Source organism: Streptomyces sp. NPDC006739 (genome assembly GCF_042869815.1).
In the GTDB taxonomy this organism is placed as follows: Bacteria; Actinomycetota; Actinomycetes; order Streptomycetales; family Streptomycetaceae; genus Streptomyces.
In genome coordinates, this window is sequence record NZ_JBIAGM010000002.1 from 389,090 (window position 1) to 402,069 (window position 12,980).

The following is a 12,980-nucleotide window of genomic DNA, read 5'->3' on the forward strand; positions in this document are numbered from 1 at the left end:
GGTCAACCCCTATGCTGCTGCTGACCAACCGGGGTCCCCCCCCCCGGCGTTTAAAAAAACGCAAACCCAACCCTCCCGGGGGTGGGGGGGGCGGTAATGGTGGTGGGGGGGGGGTTTTTTTTGTGACCCCCCCCCCACCGCCATGACCCACGGGTCACTGGTCGCGGTACATCTCCGCGACGAGGAACGCCAGGTCGAGGGACTGGCTGCGGTTCAGACGCGGGTCGCAGGCCGTCTCATAGCGCTGGTGCAGGTCGTCGACGAAGATCTCGTCGCCGCCGCCCACGCACTCGGTGACGTCGTCACCGGTCAGCTCCACATGGATGCCGCCGGGGTGGGTGCCCAGGCCCTTGTGGACCTCGAAGAAGCCCTTGACCTCGTCGAGCACGTCGTCGAAGCGGCGGGTCTTGTGTCCGGAGGCCGCCTCGAAGGTGTTGCCGTGCATCGGGTCGGTCACCCAGGCAACGGTCGCGCCGGAGGCGGTGACCTTCTCGACCAGCTCGGGCAGCTTGTCGCGGACCTTGTCGGCGCCCATACGGACGACGAAGGTCAGCCGGCCCGGCTCGCGGTCGGGGTCGAGGCGGTCGATGTAGCGCAGCGCCTCCTCGGCCGTCGTGCTCGGACCCAGCTTGATCCCGACGGGGTTGCGGATCCGGGAGGCGAACTCGATGTGCGCGTGGTCCAGCTGCCGGGTGCGCTCACCGATCCACACCATGTGCGCGGAGACGTCGTACAGCCGGCCGGTGCGGGAGTCGACCCTGGTCAGGGCGGACTCGTAGTCCAGCAGCAGCGCCTCGTGCGAGGAGTAGAACTCGACGGTCTTGAACTCCTCCGGGTCCGTGCCGCAGGCCCGCATGAAATTCAGCGCGTTGTCGATCTCCCGCGCCAGCTGCTCGTAGCGCTGCCCGGACGGGGAGGACCTCACGAAGTCCTGGTTCCAGGCGTGCACCTGCCGCAGGTCCGCGTAACCGCCGGTGGTGAAGGCGCGCACCAGGTTCAGCGTGGACGCCGAGGCGTGGTACATGCGCTTGAGGCGCTCGGGGTCCGGGACGCGGGCGGCCTCGGTGAAGTCGAAGCCGTTGACGGAGTCGCCGCGGTAGGTCGGCAGGGTCACGCCGTCGCGAGTCTCGGTCGGCTTGGAGCGCGGCTTGGAGTACTGGCCGGCGATCCGGCCGACCTTCACGACCGGCACCGAGGCGGCGTAGGTGAGGACGGCGCCCATCTGCAGCAGCGTCTTGAGCTTGTTGCGGATGTGGTCGGCGGACACCGCGTCGAAGGCCTCGGCGCAGTCGCCGCCCTGGAGGAGGAACGCCTCTCCCTTGGCGACGGCCGCCATCCGGGCGCGCAGCTGGTCGCACTCGCCCGCGAAGACGAGCGGCGGATACGACTCCAGCTCCGCGACGACTGCGCGCAGAGCCTCGGCGTCGGGGTACTCGGGCTGCTGCGCCGCGGGCAGGTCTCGCCAGGTGTTGCCAGCGCTCGGGCTGGTCTTAGCGTTCACGGTCACCCCGTAAACATTACGGGGTCGTGTCGACCGATTTTCCTCCGGTTCGACTGGTGAGACAGAGCGATCACGTGTCGGACCGGGCTCGGACGGGCCGGTGGTGCGGTAGGGTGCGGGACATGTTCGCGCTTTCGATCCAGAACTGGTGGTGGACCGCTCATCCGGCGGCCCACTGACTGCGCGTACGCAAGACTTCGCGAAGGCCGCCCGAGGGGCGGCCTTCGGCGTTTCCGGGGTCGTTCCTCTCCGTCAGAAGACCGAGAAGGGTCACCCGCCCATGAACCTGCTGGACCTGCTGTCCGACCCCCGTCCCTTCGCCCTGCTCCGCCGGCGCACCCCGGGCCGCGACGAGAGCACGGTGGAGCTGCTGATCGGCCCGGTCGCCACCCGCGACCGGCTCGCCGACCTGCCCGAGGAGTGCCTCGCTCTCGTCCCCTTCCGGCAGATCCGCGAGCGGGGCTTCGACGTCCGCGACGACGGCACCCCGCTGACGGTGCTGGTGCCCGAGGAGTCGTACGAGATGCCACTCGCCGAGGCGCTCAGAACGCTGCCGGCGCACGAGGTGCGGGTTCAAGGGGGCGGCTTCGACGTCGGTGACGAGGAGTACGGCGAGATCGTCGGCCGGGTGCTGCGGGAGGAGATCGGGCGCGGCGAGGGCGCGAACTTCGTGATCCGGCGGACGTACGAGGGTCGGGTCCCGGGCTTCGGGCGGGCCGACGCGCTGGCGCTGTTCCGGCGGCTGCTGGAGGGCGAGCGGGGCGCGTACTGGACGTTCGTGGTGCACACCGGGGACCGCACGCTGGTGGGTGCCAGTCCCGAGGTGCACGTGCGGATGTCGGGCGGAACCGTCGTGATGAACCCGATCAGCGGCACGTACCGCTATCCGGACGGGGGGCCGACGCCGGAGCATCTGCTGGACTTCCTCGCCGACGGCAAGGAGATCGAGGAGCTGTCGATGGTGGTCGACGAGGAGCTGAAGATGATGTGCACCGTCGGCGACATGGGCGGGGTGGTCGTCGGGCCCCGGCTGAAGGAGATGGCTCACCTCGCGCACACCGAGTACGAGCTGCGCGGACGCTCCTCGCTGGACGTGCGGGAGGTGCTGCGGGAGACCATGTTCGCGGCGACGGTCACCGGGTCGCCGGTGCAGAACGCCTGCCGGGTCATCGAACGCCACGAGGTCGGGGGGCGTGGCTACTACGCGGGCGCGCTGGCCCTGCTCGGCCGGGACTCCGGCGGCGCCCAGACCCTGGACTCCCCGATCCTCATCCGCACCGCCGACATCGACGCGGACGGACGCCTTCGGGTGCCGGTCGGCGCGACGCTGGTGCGCGGCTCGGACCCGGCCGGCGAGGTGGCCGAGACGCACGCGAAGGCGGCCGGGGTGCTGGCGGCCCTCGGGGTGCGGCCGTCCCGGCCCCGGGCGGAGCGGACCCTTCCGCGGCTGGCCGACGATCCCCGGGTGCGGGCGGCGCTCGACGGGCGCCGGGCCTCGCTGGCGCCGTTCTGGCTGCGGATGCAGGAGCGGTCCGCGGAGCTGACCGGGCACGCTCTGGTCGTGGACGGCGAGGACACCTTCACGGCGATGCTCGCGCACGTGCTGCGGTCGGGCGGTCTCGAGGTGACCGTCCGCCGGTACGACGAGCCGGGGCTGCGGGAGGCGGCGCTCGGGCACCGGGGGCCGCTGGTGCTGGGTCCCGGGCCGGGCGACCCGGCGGACCTCACCGACCCGAAGATGCGGTTCCTGCGGGAGCTGACCGCGCGGGTGCTCGGGGAGCACCGGCACGGCGTGCTCGGCGTCTGCCTGGGGCACGAGCTGATCGCGGCGGAGCTGGGGCTGGAGATCGTCCGCAAGGAAGTGCCCTACCAGGGGGCGCAGACCGTCATCGACCTGTTCGGGCGGCAGCGGACGGTCGGCTTCTACAACAGCTTCGTGGCCCGCTGCGACGACGAGGCGGCCCGGGAGCTGGCGGCGCACGGGGTCGAGGTGAGCCGGGCCGCGAGCGGCGAGGTGCACGCGCTGCGCGGGCCCGGCTTCTCGGGGATCCAGTTCCATCCGGAGTCGGTGCTGACCCTGGACGGGGCGGCGGTCGTGCGGGAGCTGATCGGCGGGCTGCGCGGGGCAGGCGCGTCCCGCGAGCGGCGGCCGGCCGGATAGGTCCGCCGGCCGGTCAGCCGAAGAAAACGCCGACCTCCTCGTACAGCGCGGGGTCGACCGTCTTCAGCCTGGCCGTGGCCTCGGAGATCGGGACGCGGACGATGTCGGTGCCGCGCAGGGCGACCATCTTGCCGAAGTCGCCGTCGCGGACGGCCTCGATGGCGTGCAGCCCGAAGCGGGTGGCGAGCCAGCGGTCGAAGGCGCTCGGGGTGCCGCCGCGCTGGATGTGCCCGAGGACGGTCGTGCGGGCCTCCTTGCCGGTGCGCTTCTCGATCTCCTTGGCCAGCCACTCGCCGATGCCGGAGAGACGGACGTGGCCGAAGGAGTCGAGGGACCCGTCCTTGAGGACCACGTCGCCGTCCTTCGGCATCGCGCCCTCGGCGACGACCACGATGGGGGCGTAGGACGCCTTGAAGCGGGAGGTGATCCAGGAGCACACCTGCTCCAGGTCGAAGCGCTGTTCGGGGATGAGGATGACGTTGGCGCCGCCGGCCAGGCCGGAGTGCAGGGCGATCCAGCCCGCGTGACGGCCCATCACCTCGCAGACCAGGACCCGCATGTGGGACTCGGCGGTGGTGTGCAGACGGTCGATGGCCTCGGTGGCGATGCCGACCGCGGTGTCGAAGCCGAAGGTGTAGTCGGTGGCGGACAGATCGTTGTCGATGGTCTTCGGGACGCCGACGCAGGGCACGCCGTACTCGTCCGAGAGGCGCGCGGCGACGCCCAGGGTGTCCTCGCCGCCGATCGCGATCAGCGCCGTGACCTCGTGCTTGGCGAGGTTGTCCTTGATCCGGCGGATGCCGTTCTCCTGCTTGAGGGGGTTGGTCCGCGAGGAGCCGAGGATGGTGCCGCCCCGGGGCAGGATGCCGCGCACCGCGGGGATGTCGAGGCGCACGACGTCGCCTTCGAGGGGTCCGCGCCAGCCGTCCCGGAAGCCGACGAAGTCATAGCCGTACTCCTGTACGCCCTTGCGCACGACGCCCCGGATGACGGCGTTGAGGCCGGGGCAGTCGCCGCCTCCGGTCAGTACTCCCACCCGCATGGAAATGTCCCTTCGCCCGGTTGCCTGGTGAGAGCCACGCTAATGGTGAGCCAGGTCACACGGGGATGGGCAGGAACGGCAATTCCGGTGAATTGTCGGGCCCTTGGTTTACGTCTCGTCAAGCCCGCGCTCTATCGCGTACCGGACCAGCTCCACCCGGTTGTGCAACTGGAGCTTGCCGAGGGTGTTCTGGACGTGGTTCTGGACCGTGCGGTGGGAGATGACCAGTCGCTCGGCGATCTGCTTGTAGCTCAGCCCCTTGGCGACCAGGCGCAGCACCTCGGTCTCCCGGTCGGTGAGCCGGGGGGCGTCCGAGGCGCCGGTGTCGGGGGCGGGCGCGGGCTCGGAGGCGAGGCGCCGGTACTCGCCGAGGACCAGGCCGGCCAGGCCGGGCGTGAACACCGGGTCGCCGACGGCCGTGCGGCGCACCGCGTCCAGCAGTTCCTCCGTGGACGCCGACTTCAGCAGATAGCCGGTGGCGCCGGACTTCACGGCCTCCAGCACGTCGGCGTGCTCGCCGCTCGCGGACAGCACCAGGACGCGCAACGCCGGGTCGTGGCCGACGAGTTCCCTGCAGACCTGGACGCCGGGCTTGGCGGGCAGGTTGAGGTCCAGGACGAGGACGTCGGGCGCGGCGGCCCTGGCTCGGCGCACCGCCTGTTCGCCGTCCCCGGCGGTGGCGACCACCTCGAAGCCGGACTCGGCCAGGTCCCGGGCGACCGCGTCGCGCCACATCGGGTGGTCGTCGACCACCATGACCCTGATCGGGCCCGGCTGGTTGGTCATCGTCTCTCCGCCCTGCTCCGCGCCCGCCCGGCGCTCTTCGGTACCGTCAACTCGACTTCCGTGCCCTGCCCGGGGACCGACACCAGCTCGGCGCCGCCCCCGAGGTCGCGCAACCGGCCCCGGATCGACTGGGCGACCCCGAGCCGCCCCTCGCCCTCGGCCTGTGCGAGCCGTCCCTCGGGGATGCCGGGGCCGTCGTCCCGTACGGTCACCACGATGGTGTCGGGCTCGTCCTCGACCAGGATCCAGGCCCGGGCGTCCGGCCCGGCGTGCCGGCGCACGTTGTCCAGCGCGGCCCCGACCGCCGCGGCCAGCTCCCGCGCCGCCTGCGGCGGCAACAGGACCGGGGCGCCGGGCTCGGCCAGACTGACCCGGGCGCCGGCGTACCGGGCGAGCAGTGCGCGCAGGTCGAGCGGCCCGTCCTCGTCGGGTTCCTCGACGGCCCGGACGACCGCGCCCTCGGCGGCGTCCTCCGAGACCCGGGAGACCGGCAGCAGACCGCCCGAGACCAGGGTGCGCAGCGCCACCTCCTGTTCCCCGGCCATCCGGCCCAGCTCGGCCGCCTCCCCGCCGATCACCGCGCCGCGCCGCTGCACCATCGCCAGCACCTGGAGCACGCTGTCGTGGATGTCCCTCGCCAGCCGTTCCCGTTCCCTGGTCGCGGCCTCGATCTCCAGGGCCCGGGCGAGGGTGCGTTCGGAGGCGCGGGCGACCTCGACGACGTAGCCGATGGCGAGGGCGGCGACCCAGACCAGGACCAGACTGTGCACGGTGTCCCGGGCCGGGCGGCCGCGTTCGACCAGGTTGACGGCGGCGACCAGGGTGGAGGCGAGGGCCGCCCAGCGCCAGCCGCCCTTGATGGCGAAGGCCAGCACCGAGCCCGCGGTCCATATCGACGGCAGGGTAGGGCCGCCGCCGGCGATCCGCTGGTGGCTGTCGGCGAGGGGGGTGAGCAGGATGCCGGTGAGGGCGATGGTCAGGTCGGCGGCGAGGAAACGTCTGGTGCAGCTCGCGGCGTTGGCGACCTTGGGCAGGGTGGCCAGGGTCCAGACGACCAGGACCGCGTAGTAGACGACGGCGAGCCAGGGGCGGACGAACTGGCCGTACGCGGTGGCGCACAGGCCGATGGCGTACAGCATCGTCAGCACCCGGTAGCCGGTGAGCGCACGCCACAGCGGCTGCTCGACCGACATCCTCATGACGCGCTCGCGCCTCGCCATGCCCCCCAGCCCCCTCGTAGCCCCCTCCGCGGCCCCCGCCTAGGACCCGGCCTTCTCCCTCTCGGCCTTCTCCTTGTCCGCCTGCGCCTTTTCCGCCTTCTCGGCCTCCTTGGCGGCCTTCGCCGCCTCCGCGATCCGCCGCTTGGCGGCCGTCGCGTAGATGTCGACGTACTCCTGGCCGGACAGCTTCATGATCTCGTACATGACCTCGTCGGTCACCGCGCGCAGCACGAAGCGGTCGTGCTCCATGCCCTGGTACCGGCTGAAGTCCAGCGGCTCGCCGATGCGGATGCCGGGCCGCATCAGCTTGGGCATCACCTTGCCCGGGGGCTGGATCTTCTCGGTGTCGATCATCGCGACGGGGATCACCGGCGCGCCGGTGGCGAGCGCCACGCGCGCGAGGCCGCCGGGCTTGCCCCGGTAGAGCCGGCCGTCGGGCGAGCGCGTGCCCTCGGGATAGATGCCGAACAGTTCGCCGCGCTCCAGCACCTCTATGCCGCTCTTGATCGCCGCCTCGCCCGCGCCGCGCGCGCCGGAGCGGTCCACCGGGAGCTGCCCGACGCCCTTGAAGAAGGCCGCCGTCAGCCGTCCCTTGACGCCGGGGGTGGTGAAGTACTCGGCCTTCGCGATGAAGGTGACCTTGCGGTCGAGGACCGCGGGCAGGAAGAACGAGTCCGAGAACGAGAGGTGGTTGCTCGCCAGGATGGCCGCACCCTCGGCCGGAATGTGCTCCAGTCCCTCCACCCAGGGTCTGAAGGCAACCTTCAGCGGCCCTCCGATGGCGACCTTCATCGTGCCGTACAACAACCGAGTGCCTCCTGTTTCCGTCGATCAGACCTTAACCCGGCGCACTGTCAAAGGGACCGACGACCCTGGTCGGTGTCAGTGCCGTCGCGTACGGTGAAGCACATCCGCAGTCGTTCTTCACGCTTCTCTCATGAACAGGAGACCGAAAGGTGCCGGTTCTCCCCGGAGCCGAGCCGTTCCGCCGTGAGGGCGGGGAGGTCGGCGTTCTCCTCTGCCACGGTTTCACGGGCTCGCCCCAGTCGCTGCGCCCCTGGGCGGAGCACCATGCCGCGCACGGGCTGACCGTGTCGCTGCCGCTGCTGCCCGGGCACGGCACCCGCTGGGAGGACATGCAGGTCACGGGCTGGCAGGACTGGTACGCGGAGGTGGACCGGGAGCTGCGCGCCCTGCGCGAGCGCTGTGCCCGGGTGTTCGTGGCGGGCCTGTCGATGGGCGGCGCGCTGGCGCTGCGGCTGGCCGCGAGGCACGGGGACGCGGTGGACGGCGTGGTGGTCGTCAACCCGGCGAACAAGGTGCACGGTCTGTCCGCGTACGCCCTTCCGGTGGCCCGGCACCTCGTGCGCACGACCAAGGGCATCGCCAGTGACATCGCCCTGCCGGGCGCCGCGGAGCTGGGGTACGACCGGGTGCCGCTGCACGCGGCGCACTCGCTGCGGAACTTCTTCCGTCTGGTGGACGGTGACCTCCCGCAGGTCACCCAGCCGCTGCTGCTCCTGCACAGCGCGCAGGACCATGTGGTGCCGCCGGCCGATTCGGTGCGGATCCTGAGCCGGGTGTCCTCGACGGACGTAACGGAGGTCGTGCTGGAACAGAGCTACCACGTGGCGACGTTGGACCATGACGCGGACCGGATCTTCGAGGAGAGCCTCGCCTTCATCGGCCGGCTCGCACCCAGTGTCGGCAAGGAAGGGACGGCCGCAGTTGGCTGAGCACGACTCCGACCGCGAGGATCGCGAGCCGGACGAGCAGGGGGTGCCCTTCGACGAGGAGGCGGCGTGGGCCGCCATCGTCGCGGGGTACGGCGAGGAGCCGCCGGACCCGCCGGGCACCAAGCCCTTCAAGCCGGTCGAGGACCTGGCGCTGCCGGAACCCAACGACCCGCAGAACGCCGACGGCACCCGGACCGTCAGGAACGTCAAGGACGCGACGGACACCAAGGACGTCAAGGACGTCAAGGACGTCAAGGACGTCAAGGGCGACGACGCCGGTGGGCAGCGGCCCGCCGGTCCGCTCGGCAGCTCGGTCTCCTTCGCGCCCGGCGTCGGCCGGCACGGTGCGGGCCCGCGCGACTACATCGCCCCGGACGCGTCCGAGGACGACTTCGACGAGGACGACGAGGGCCACTTCGTGCCGCCCGACCCGCCGCCGTTGCCGGCCGCCGACACCACGGCCCGGTTCGCCTGGCTGGGCGTGGTGGGCGGCCCGATCCTGCTGCTGCTCGCCGTGCTGCTGGGCTGGCAGATGACCTGGTGGCTGGCGACGGCCGGCATCGGCGGCTTCCTCGGCGGCTTCGTCACGCTGGTGGTGCGGATGCGGACGGACGAGGACGGGGACGACGATCCGGGCCGTGGCGCGGTGGTCTGACCTGTCCCGCGGCAGGGGCGGGGTGAGGGGCGTCAGACGGCGGGAACCCTGAGGGCGGCGAGGACGGGCAGGTGGTCCGTCGCCCTCGCGAGGTCGCTGTCGCGCACTCCGGGGTGGCCCAGCGGCACCCCGCAGCCGAGTGCCTCGATGCGCCCTCCGGCGAAGATCGCGTCGATGCGCCGGTGCGGTTCGTCGCGTGTCCAGGTGTGCTCGCCGCCCCAGGGGGCGACCGCCCGGCAGTCCTGGAGGCCGGCGGCGAGCCGGCGGAAGGTCCGGCCGGCGGGGGCCTCGTTGAGGTCGCCGCCCGCCACCAGGTGCTCCACGCCCATCCCGGCGAGCCGGTCGAGGAGCATGCCGCCCTGCTCGTAGCGCTCGTCCTCGCGCAGGCTCAGATGGCAGCTGACGACGCCGAGCCGGGCGCCGCCGAAGCGGACCACCGCGGTGGCGAGGCCGCGCCGGTGTTCGCCCGGGGTGAGGGGCAGCAGTACGTCCTCGGTGCGCTCCACGGTCGCCCGCAGTCCGCACAGCAGGGCGGGGCCGGCCGCCGGGGCGCCTCCCGACAGGATGACCAGTCCCGAGGCCGCGGCCAGCCGGGCCAGCTTCTTGTGCCAGCGGAAGAAGCGGGGGGCTTCCTGGACGAGGACCAGGTCCGGGGCGCAGGCCGTGATCACCCGGGCGAGGGCGTCGGTGTCGTCGCGCATCGAGCGGATGTTGTAGCTCAGTACCCGGATGACGGCGGAACCGTCCGGTTCCGTACGGGAGTTGGGCAGCAGCGTGGTGGTGGCCATGCCGATCAACATACGACGATGCCCGCCGTCCCGGGTCCGGACGCGGCGGGCACTGTCCTTGTGAGGGGTCCTTGCACTGTGAGCGTCCGAGCAGGTCGCGTGGTCTGGTGACGTGCATCGCAAGGCGCCGGAGAGCCCTCGATGGGGGTCCCCCCGCTCGAGCGCAGCCGAGAGTGGGGGAGGAGCTACTAGGGCTCTCCGGCAACGCGGCGAGGTGCGGTGCCCGGCCGCGCGACCCGGGCGGGCACAGTGCAAGGACCCCTGAGGCGCAACGGCGGCCGTACCGGCCCGCTACATGATCGGGTCGGGCTCCCGGGCCAGGTCGGCCGCGCCGACCAGGCCGGCCTTGTTGCCCAGCTGGGCCGCGATCACGTCGGCGACCGGGCGCCAGTTGCCGCCGACCAGCCAGCGCTTGTACGACTTGCGGATCGGGTCGAGGACCAGCTCGCCCTCGTCCGAGAGGCCGCCGCCGACGATGAAGGCGGACGGGTCGAACAGCGAGGCCAGGTCGGCCAGGCCGGCGCCGGCCCAGCGGGCCAGCTCGCGGTAGGAGTCGACGGCCACCGGGTCGCCCTGGCGGGCGGCCATGGAGATGTGCTTGCCCTCGATGCCGTCGGGAGTGCCGTCGCCGAGGCCGAGCAGGATCTCGGCGTTCTCCGGGGTGGCGTTGGCACGCTGCTTGGCGTACCTGACCAGGGCGCGGCCGGAGGCGTACTGCTCCCAGCAGCCCTGCGAGCCACAGCCGCACAGCAGGCCGTCCGGGACCATCCGGATGTGACCGAACTCGGCGGCCACGCCGAAGTGGCCCCGGCGCAGCTTGTTGCCGATGATGATGCCGCCGCCCAGGCCGGTGCCCAGGGTGATGCAGATGACGTTGCGGTGGCCCTTGCCCGCGCCGAACTTGTACTCGCCCCACGCGGCCGCGTTGGCGTCGTTCTCGACCACGACCGGGAGGCCCACGCGGGCCTCGACCTTCTCCTTCAGCGGCTCCTGGCGCCAGTCGATGTTCGGCGCGAAGTACACGGTCGAGCGCTGCCGGTTGACGTAACCGGCCGCTCCGATGCCCACGCCGACGATGTCGTGCCCGGCGCGCGCACCCTCCACCGCCGAGGCGATGGCGTCCACGATGGCCTCGGGTGTGGTGGGGGTCGGCACCTTGTGGGTCGAGAGGATGTTGCCTTCCTCGTCGACCACACCGGCCGCGATCTTGGTGCCGCCGATGTCGACGCCGATGGTGAGTCCCATGAATCCCTCAGTTCCGGTCGAGCCCCGCTACGGCCAACCGTACCCGAGCGGGCTCTAGTCCAAGTCGATGCGTTCGCCCGGTCCGGCGCCCTCGCCGCGGTCCCCGTCGTCGCTCCAGTCGGCCTTGAGGTCGGCGGCGCGGGAGGTCCAGCGGCGCTCCTGGGCCTGCACGGCGGAGCGGTAGGCGGCCAGCAGCTCGGTGCCGGCCGCCGCCAGGTGGTCGAAGACGTCCGGATTGCGCTCCATGACGGGTTCGACGGCGGCCTTCGCCTGCTCGACGACCTGGCGCACCACCTGCTGGGCGGCGGGTCCGGCGACCGCACCGAGCAGCGGGGACTGGAGGGCGGACAGCTTGTCGGCGACCGCGTCGACGAGCTTGCGCAGTTCCTCGGCGGCGGCGCCGGGGGGCGTCCCGTGCTCGGTACGCCGGCGGGCCTTCTCCGCCGCGAGGTCCTCGGCGCAGGCCGTGGCCCAGGCGTCGGCGTCGGTCGCCCGTACCTCTTCGTCAGGTGTGGGGCGCTCTTCGCTCATGACGGACTCCTGACTGCGGTTCGTCCTTACGACGTTACCCGAACGCGCGTGCCTCGTTCACTGCCCGCCGGCTCGCCGTGCGGGGGCTGGCCGTCGGGTGCTCGTCGTCCGGGGCTCGTCGTCCGGGGTCTCATCGTCCGGCGGCCGGCCACAGGTCCGGGTCCGGTGCGAAACGGATGCGCAGCTCGCCCTCGCGCAGGGCGGCCCCGGCGACCGTGCAGCGGCGCAGCGCGGACGGCAGCGGGACGATCCGGCGGAACGGGCCCGCCGTGATCACCAGTTCGTCGCCGCGCCGGACGAGGTCGAGTTCGTCCCGTATCGCGCCGGGCAGCGGCAGGTGCCAGACGAGCACGCCGTCCTCGGCGATGCGGTCGGCGACGGCCCACTCGACCGGGGCGGGCACGGTGTTGACACCGGGCACCGCGAGCGCGGCGAGATCGTCGTCGCCGCGCGGGTCGCGGCCCAGGTGGGGGACGGTGTGGAGGTCGTACGACCCCTGCCACTCGGCCAGCGTCTTGTGCTGCTGTGCGGCGAGCGGGGCGAGCCACGGGTCCTGGGCGGTCTCGGGCAGCAGCCGGTTGGCGATCAGCGCCTCGGTGCGCAGACCGCGCAGGGCGAGACCGAGGGTGGCGGAGCGTACGGCGTCGGCGCCGGCCGGTCCCGGTTCGGCGACCAGGCGTACGGCCGTGTTCCGGTCGGCGACGACGGCTTCGACGGCGGCCAGTTCGACGTCCCAGCGGGCCGCCGTCTCGTAGAGCCACTCGGACGGCATGGGGACGCCCGCGAGGCGGCCGAGGACGGGACGCAGGGCGCGGGCCGCCTGCCGCTCGGGCGGCAGCAGACGGCGCAGATAGCGGCGCAGTTCCTCGGGCAGGGCGAGCAGGGCGAGGGCCCGCGGGGTGGCGGGCAGGTCGACGACGAGGAGGTCGTAGCGCTCGGAGAGGGCGGCGTCCCGCAGGGCGCGCAGGAAGGACAACTCCTCGGCGCCGGGGAGGGGGGTGACCTCCTCGGCGTCCAGACGGGAGGCGCCGAGCAGGTCGAGGACGCCGGCCGCGCGGGTCTGGAAGGCGGTGAGGTCCTGCCGGAAGCGTTCGGTGGCGTCCGGGCGCCAGGTGCTCAGATGCGCGCCGAGCCGAGTGGGGGCCGGTCCTGTCGCGGTGCCCAGCGCCGCGCCGAGGGTGTCGGCACGGTCGGCGGTCAGGACGAGGGTGCGGGTCCCCTCGCTCGCGGCGTGCCGGGCGGTGGCCGCGGCGACGGTGGTACGGCCGCAGCCGCCGGGGCCGGTGATCAGGATGGTGCGCATGGGGGTGAACGG

Annotated in this window: 13 protein-coding genes; 4 read left to right on the plus strand and 9 right to left on the minus strand. The window is 72.6% G+C overall.

The window, feature by feature from the left end; translation table 11 throughout:
• Nucleotides 1–154 precede the first annotated feature (154 nt).
• Nucleotides 155–1,507 (minus strand): class II 3-deoxy-7-phosphoheptulonate synthase, encoded by a 1,353-nt coding sequence (locus ACFYMM_RS05170; RefSeq protein WP_388383989.1) that lies wholly within the window; start codon nt 1,505–1,507, stop codon nt 155–157.
• A 116-nt stretch (nt 1,508–1,623) separates the two neighbouring features.
• On the opposite strand from ACFYMM_RS05170, the gene ACFYMM_RS05175 reads away from it, so the two are divergent.
• Both ACFYMM_RS05175 and ACFYMM_RS05180 read left to right on the plus strand, forming a co-directional pair.
• Entirely contained in the window at nt 1,624–1,680 is a 57-nt protein-coding gene (locus tag ACFYMM_RS05175) for a trp operon leader peptide (RefSeq protein WP_115913573.1), read from the plus strand.
• A gap of 101 nt (nt 1,681–1,781) precedes the next feature.
• Nucleotides 1,782–3,662, plus strand: coding sequence for an anthranilate synthase family protein (locus ACFYMM_RS05180; RefSeq protein WP_388383991.1), 1,881 nt, complete (start codon nt 1,782–1,784; stop codon nt 3,660–3,662).
• Between the two features lie 13 nt (nt 3,663–3,675).
• On the opposite strand, the gene ACFYMM_RS05185 is transcribed toward ACFYMM_RS05180, so the two are convergent.
• From ACFYMM_RS05185 to ACFYMM_RS05200, 4 genes are all read right to left on the minus strand, one after another.
• A complete protein-coding gene (locus ACFYMM_RS05185; RefSeq protein ID WP_388383993.1) occupies nt 3,676–4,704 on the minus strand; it encodes a 6-phosphofructokinase in 1,029 nt (342 codons plus the stop codon).
• 108 nt (nt 4,705–4,812) lie between these two features.
• Complete coding sequence (locus ACFYMM_RS05190) at nt 4,813–5,490, minus strand: response regulator (protein ID WP_388383994.1); 678 nt, start codon at nt 5,488–5,490, stop codon at nt 4,813–4,815.
• On the minus strand, nt 5,487–6,710 hold the full coding sequence (gene macS, locus ACFYMM_RS05195) for a MacS family sensor histidine kinase (RefSeq protein ID WP_388383996.1): 1,224 nt from the start codon (nt 6,708–6,710) through the stop codon (nt 5,487–5,489). Before macS ends, ACFYMM_RS05190 begins: the two co-directional genes overlap by 4 nt.
• Nucleotides 6,711–6,749: 39 nt before the next feature.
• Entirely contained in the window at nt 6,750–7,502 is a 753-nt protein-coding gene (locus tag ACFYMM_RS05200) for a lysophospholipid acyltransferase family protein (protein ID WP_388384501.1), read from the minus strand.
• 164 nt (nt 7,503–7,666) lie between these two features.
• Here ACFYMM_RS05200 and ACFYMM_RS05205 point away from each other — a divergent pair, with 164 nt between their 5' ends.
• Nucleotides 7,667–8,446 carry an alpha/beta hydrolase gene (locus tag ACFYMM_RS05205; RefSeq protein ID WP_388383998.1) on the plus strand — a complete coding sequence of 260 codons (780 nt, stop codon included), beginning with the start codon at nt 7,667–7,669 and terminating at the stop codon, nt 8,444–8,446.
• Nucleotides 8,439–9,101, plus strand: a complete 663-nt coding sequence (locus ACFYMM_RS05210; RefSeq protein ID WP_388384000.1) for a hypothetical protein — start codon at nt 8,439–8,441, stop codon at nt 9,099–9,101. The genes ACFYMM_RS05205 and ACFYMM_RS05210 overlap by 8 nt, the downstream gene beginning before the upstream one ends.
• Nucleotides 9,102–9,133: 32 nt before the next feature.
• On the opposite strand, the gene ACFYMM_RS05215 is transcribed toward ACFYMM_RS05210, so the two are convergent.
• The 4 genes from ACFYMM_RS05215 to ACFYMM_RS05230 all read right to left on the minus strand — a co-directional run bounded on the left by ACFYMM_RS05215 (nt 9,134) and on the right by ACFYMM_RS05230 (nt 12,968).
• The gene (locus tag ACFYMM_RS05215; protein ID WP_388384002.1) at nt 9,134–9,889 is read right to left on the minus strand and encodes an endonuclease/exonuclease/phosphatase family protein; all 756 of its coding nucleotides are present in this window, start codon (nt 9,887–9,889) and stop codon (nt 9,134–9,136) included.
• Between the two features lie 291 nt (nt 9,890–10,180).
• Nucleotides 10,181–11,134 carry an ROK family glucokinase gene (locus ACFYMM_RS05220; protein WP_388384004.1) on the minus strand — a complete coding sequence of 318 codons (954 nt, stop codon included), beginning with the start codon at nt 11,132–11,134 and terminating at the stop codon, nt 10,181–10,183.
• A gap of 54 nt (nt 11,135–11,188) precedes the next feature.
• Complete coding sequence (locus tag ACFYMM_RS05225; RefSeq protein ID WP_388384006.1) at nt 11,189–11,665, minus strand: DUF5304 domain-containing protein; 477 nt, start codon at nt 11,663–11,665, stop codon at nt 11,189–11,191.
• Between the two features lie 130 nt (nt 11,666–11,795).
• On the minus strand, nt 11,796–12,968 hold the full coding sequence (locus ACFYMM_RS05230; RefSeq protein WP_388384008.1) for an ArsA family ATPase: 1,173 nt from the start codon (nt 12,966–12,968) through the stop codon (nt 11,796–11,798).
• Nucleotides 12,969–12,980: the final 12 nt, after the last annotated feature.

Excerpts from the sequence above, each read along its gene's own strand:
- ACFYMM_RS05215 (WP_388384002.1), bottom strand. The coding sequence starts at position 9,889 with ATGGCCACCACCACGCTGCTGCCCAACTCCCGTACGGAACCGGACGGT.
- ACFYMM_RS05225 (WP_388384006.1), bottom strand. The coding sequence starts at position 11,665 with ATGAGCGAAGAGCGCCCCACACCTGACGAAGAGGTACGGGCGACCGAC.
- ACFYMM_RS05230 (WP_388384008.1), bottom strand. The coding sequence starts at position 12,968 with ATGCGCACCATCCTGATCACCGGCCCCGGCGGCTGCGGCCGTACCACC.
- ACFYMM_RS05220 (WP_388384004.1), bottom strand. The coding sequence starts at position 11,134 with ATGGGACTCACCATCGGCGTCGACATCGGCGGCACCAAGATCGCGGCC.
- ACFYMM_RS05185 (WP_388383993.1), bottom strand. The coding sequence starts at position 4,704 with ATGCGGGTGGGAGTACTGACCGGAGGCGGCGACTGCCCCGGCCTCAAC.
- ACFYMM_RS05200 (WP_388384501.1), bottom strand. The coding sequence starts at position 7,502 with ATGAAGGTCGCCATCGGAGGGCCGCTGAAGGTTGCCTTCAGACCCTGG.
- ACFYMM_RS05190 (WP_388383994.1), bottom strand. The coding sequence starts at position 5,490 with ATGACCAACCAGCCGGGCCCGATCAGGGTCATGGTGGTCGACGACCAC.
- macS (WP_388383996.1), bottom strand. The coding sequence starts at position 6,710 with ATGGCGAGGCGCGAGCGCGTCATGAGGATGTCGGTCGAGCAGCCGCTG.
- ACFYMM_RS05180 (WP_388383991.1), top strand. The coding sequence starts at position 1,782 with ATGAACCTGCTGGACCTGCTGTCCGACCCCCGTCCCTTCGCCCTGCTC.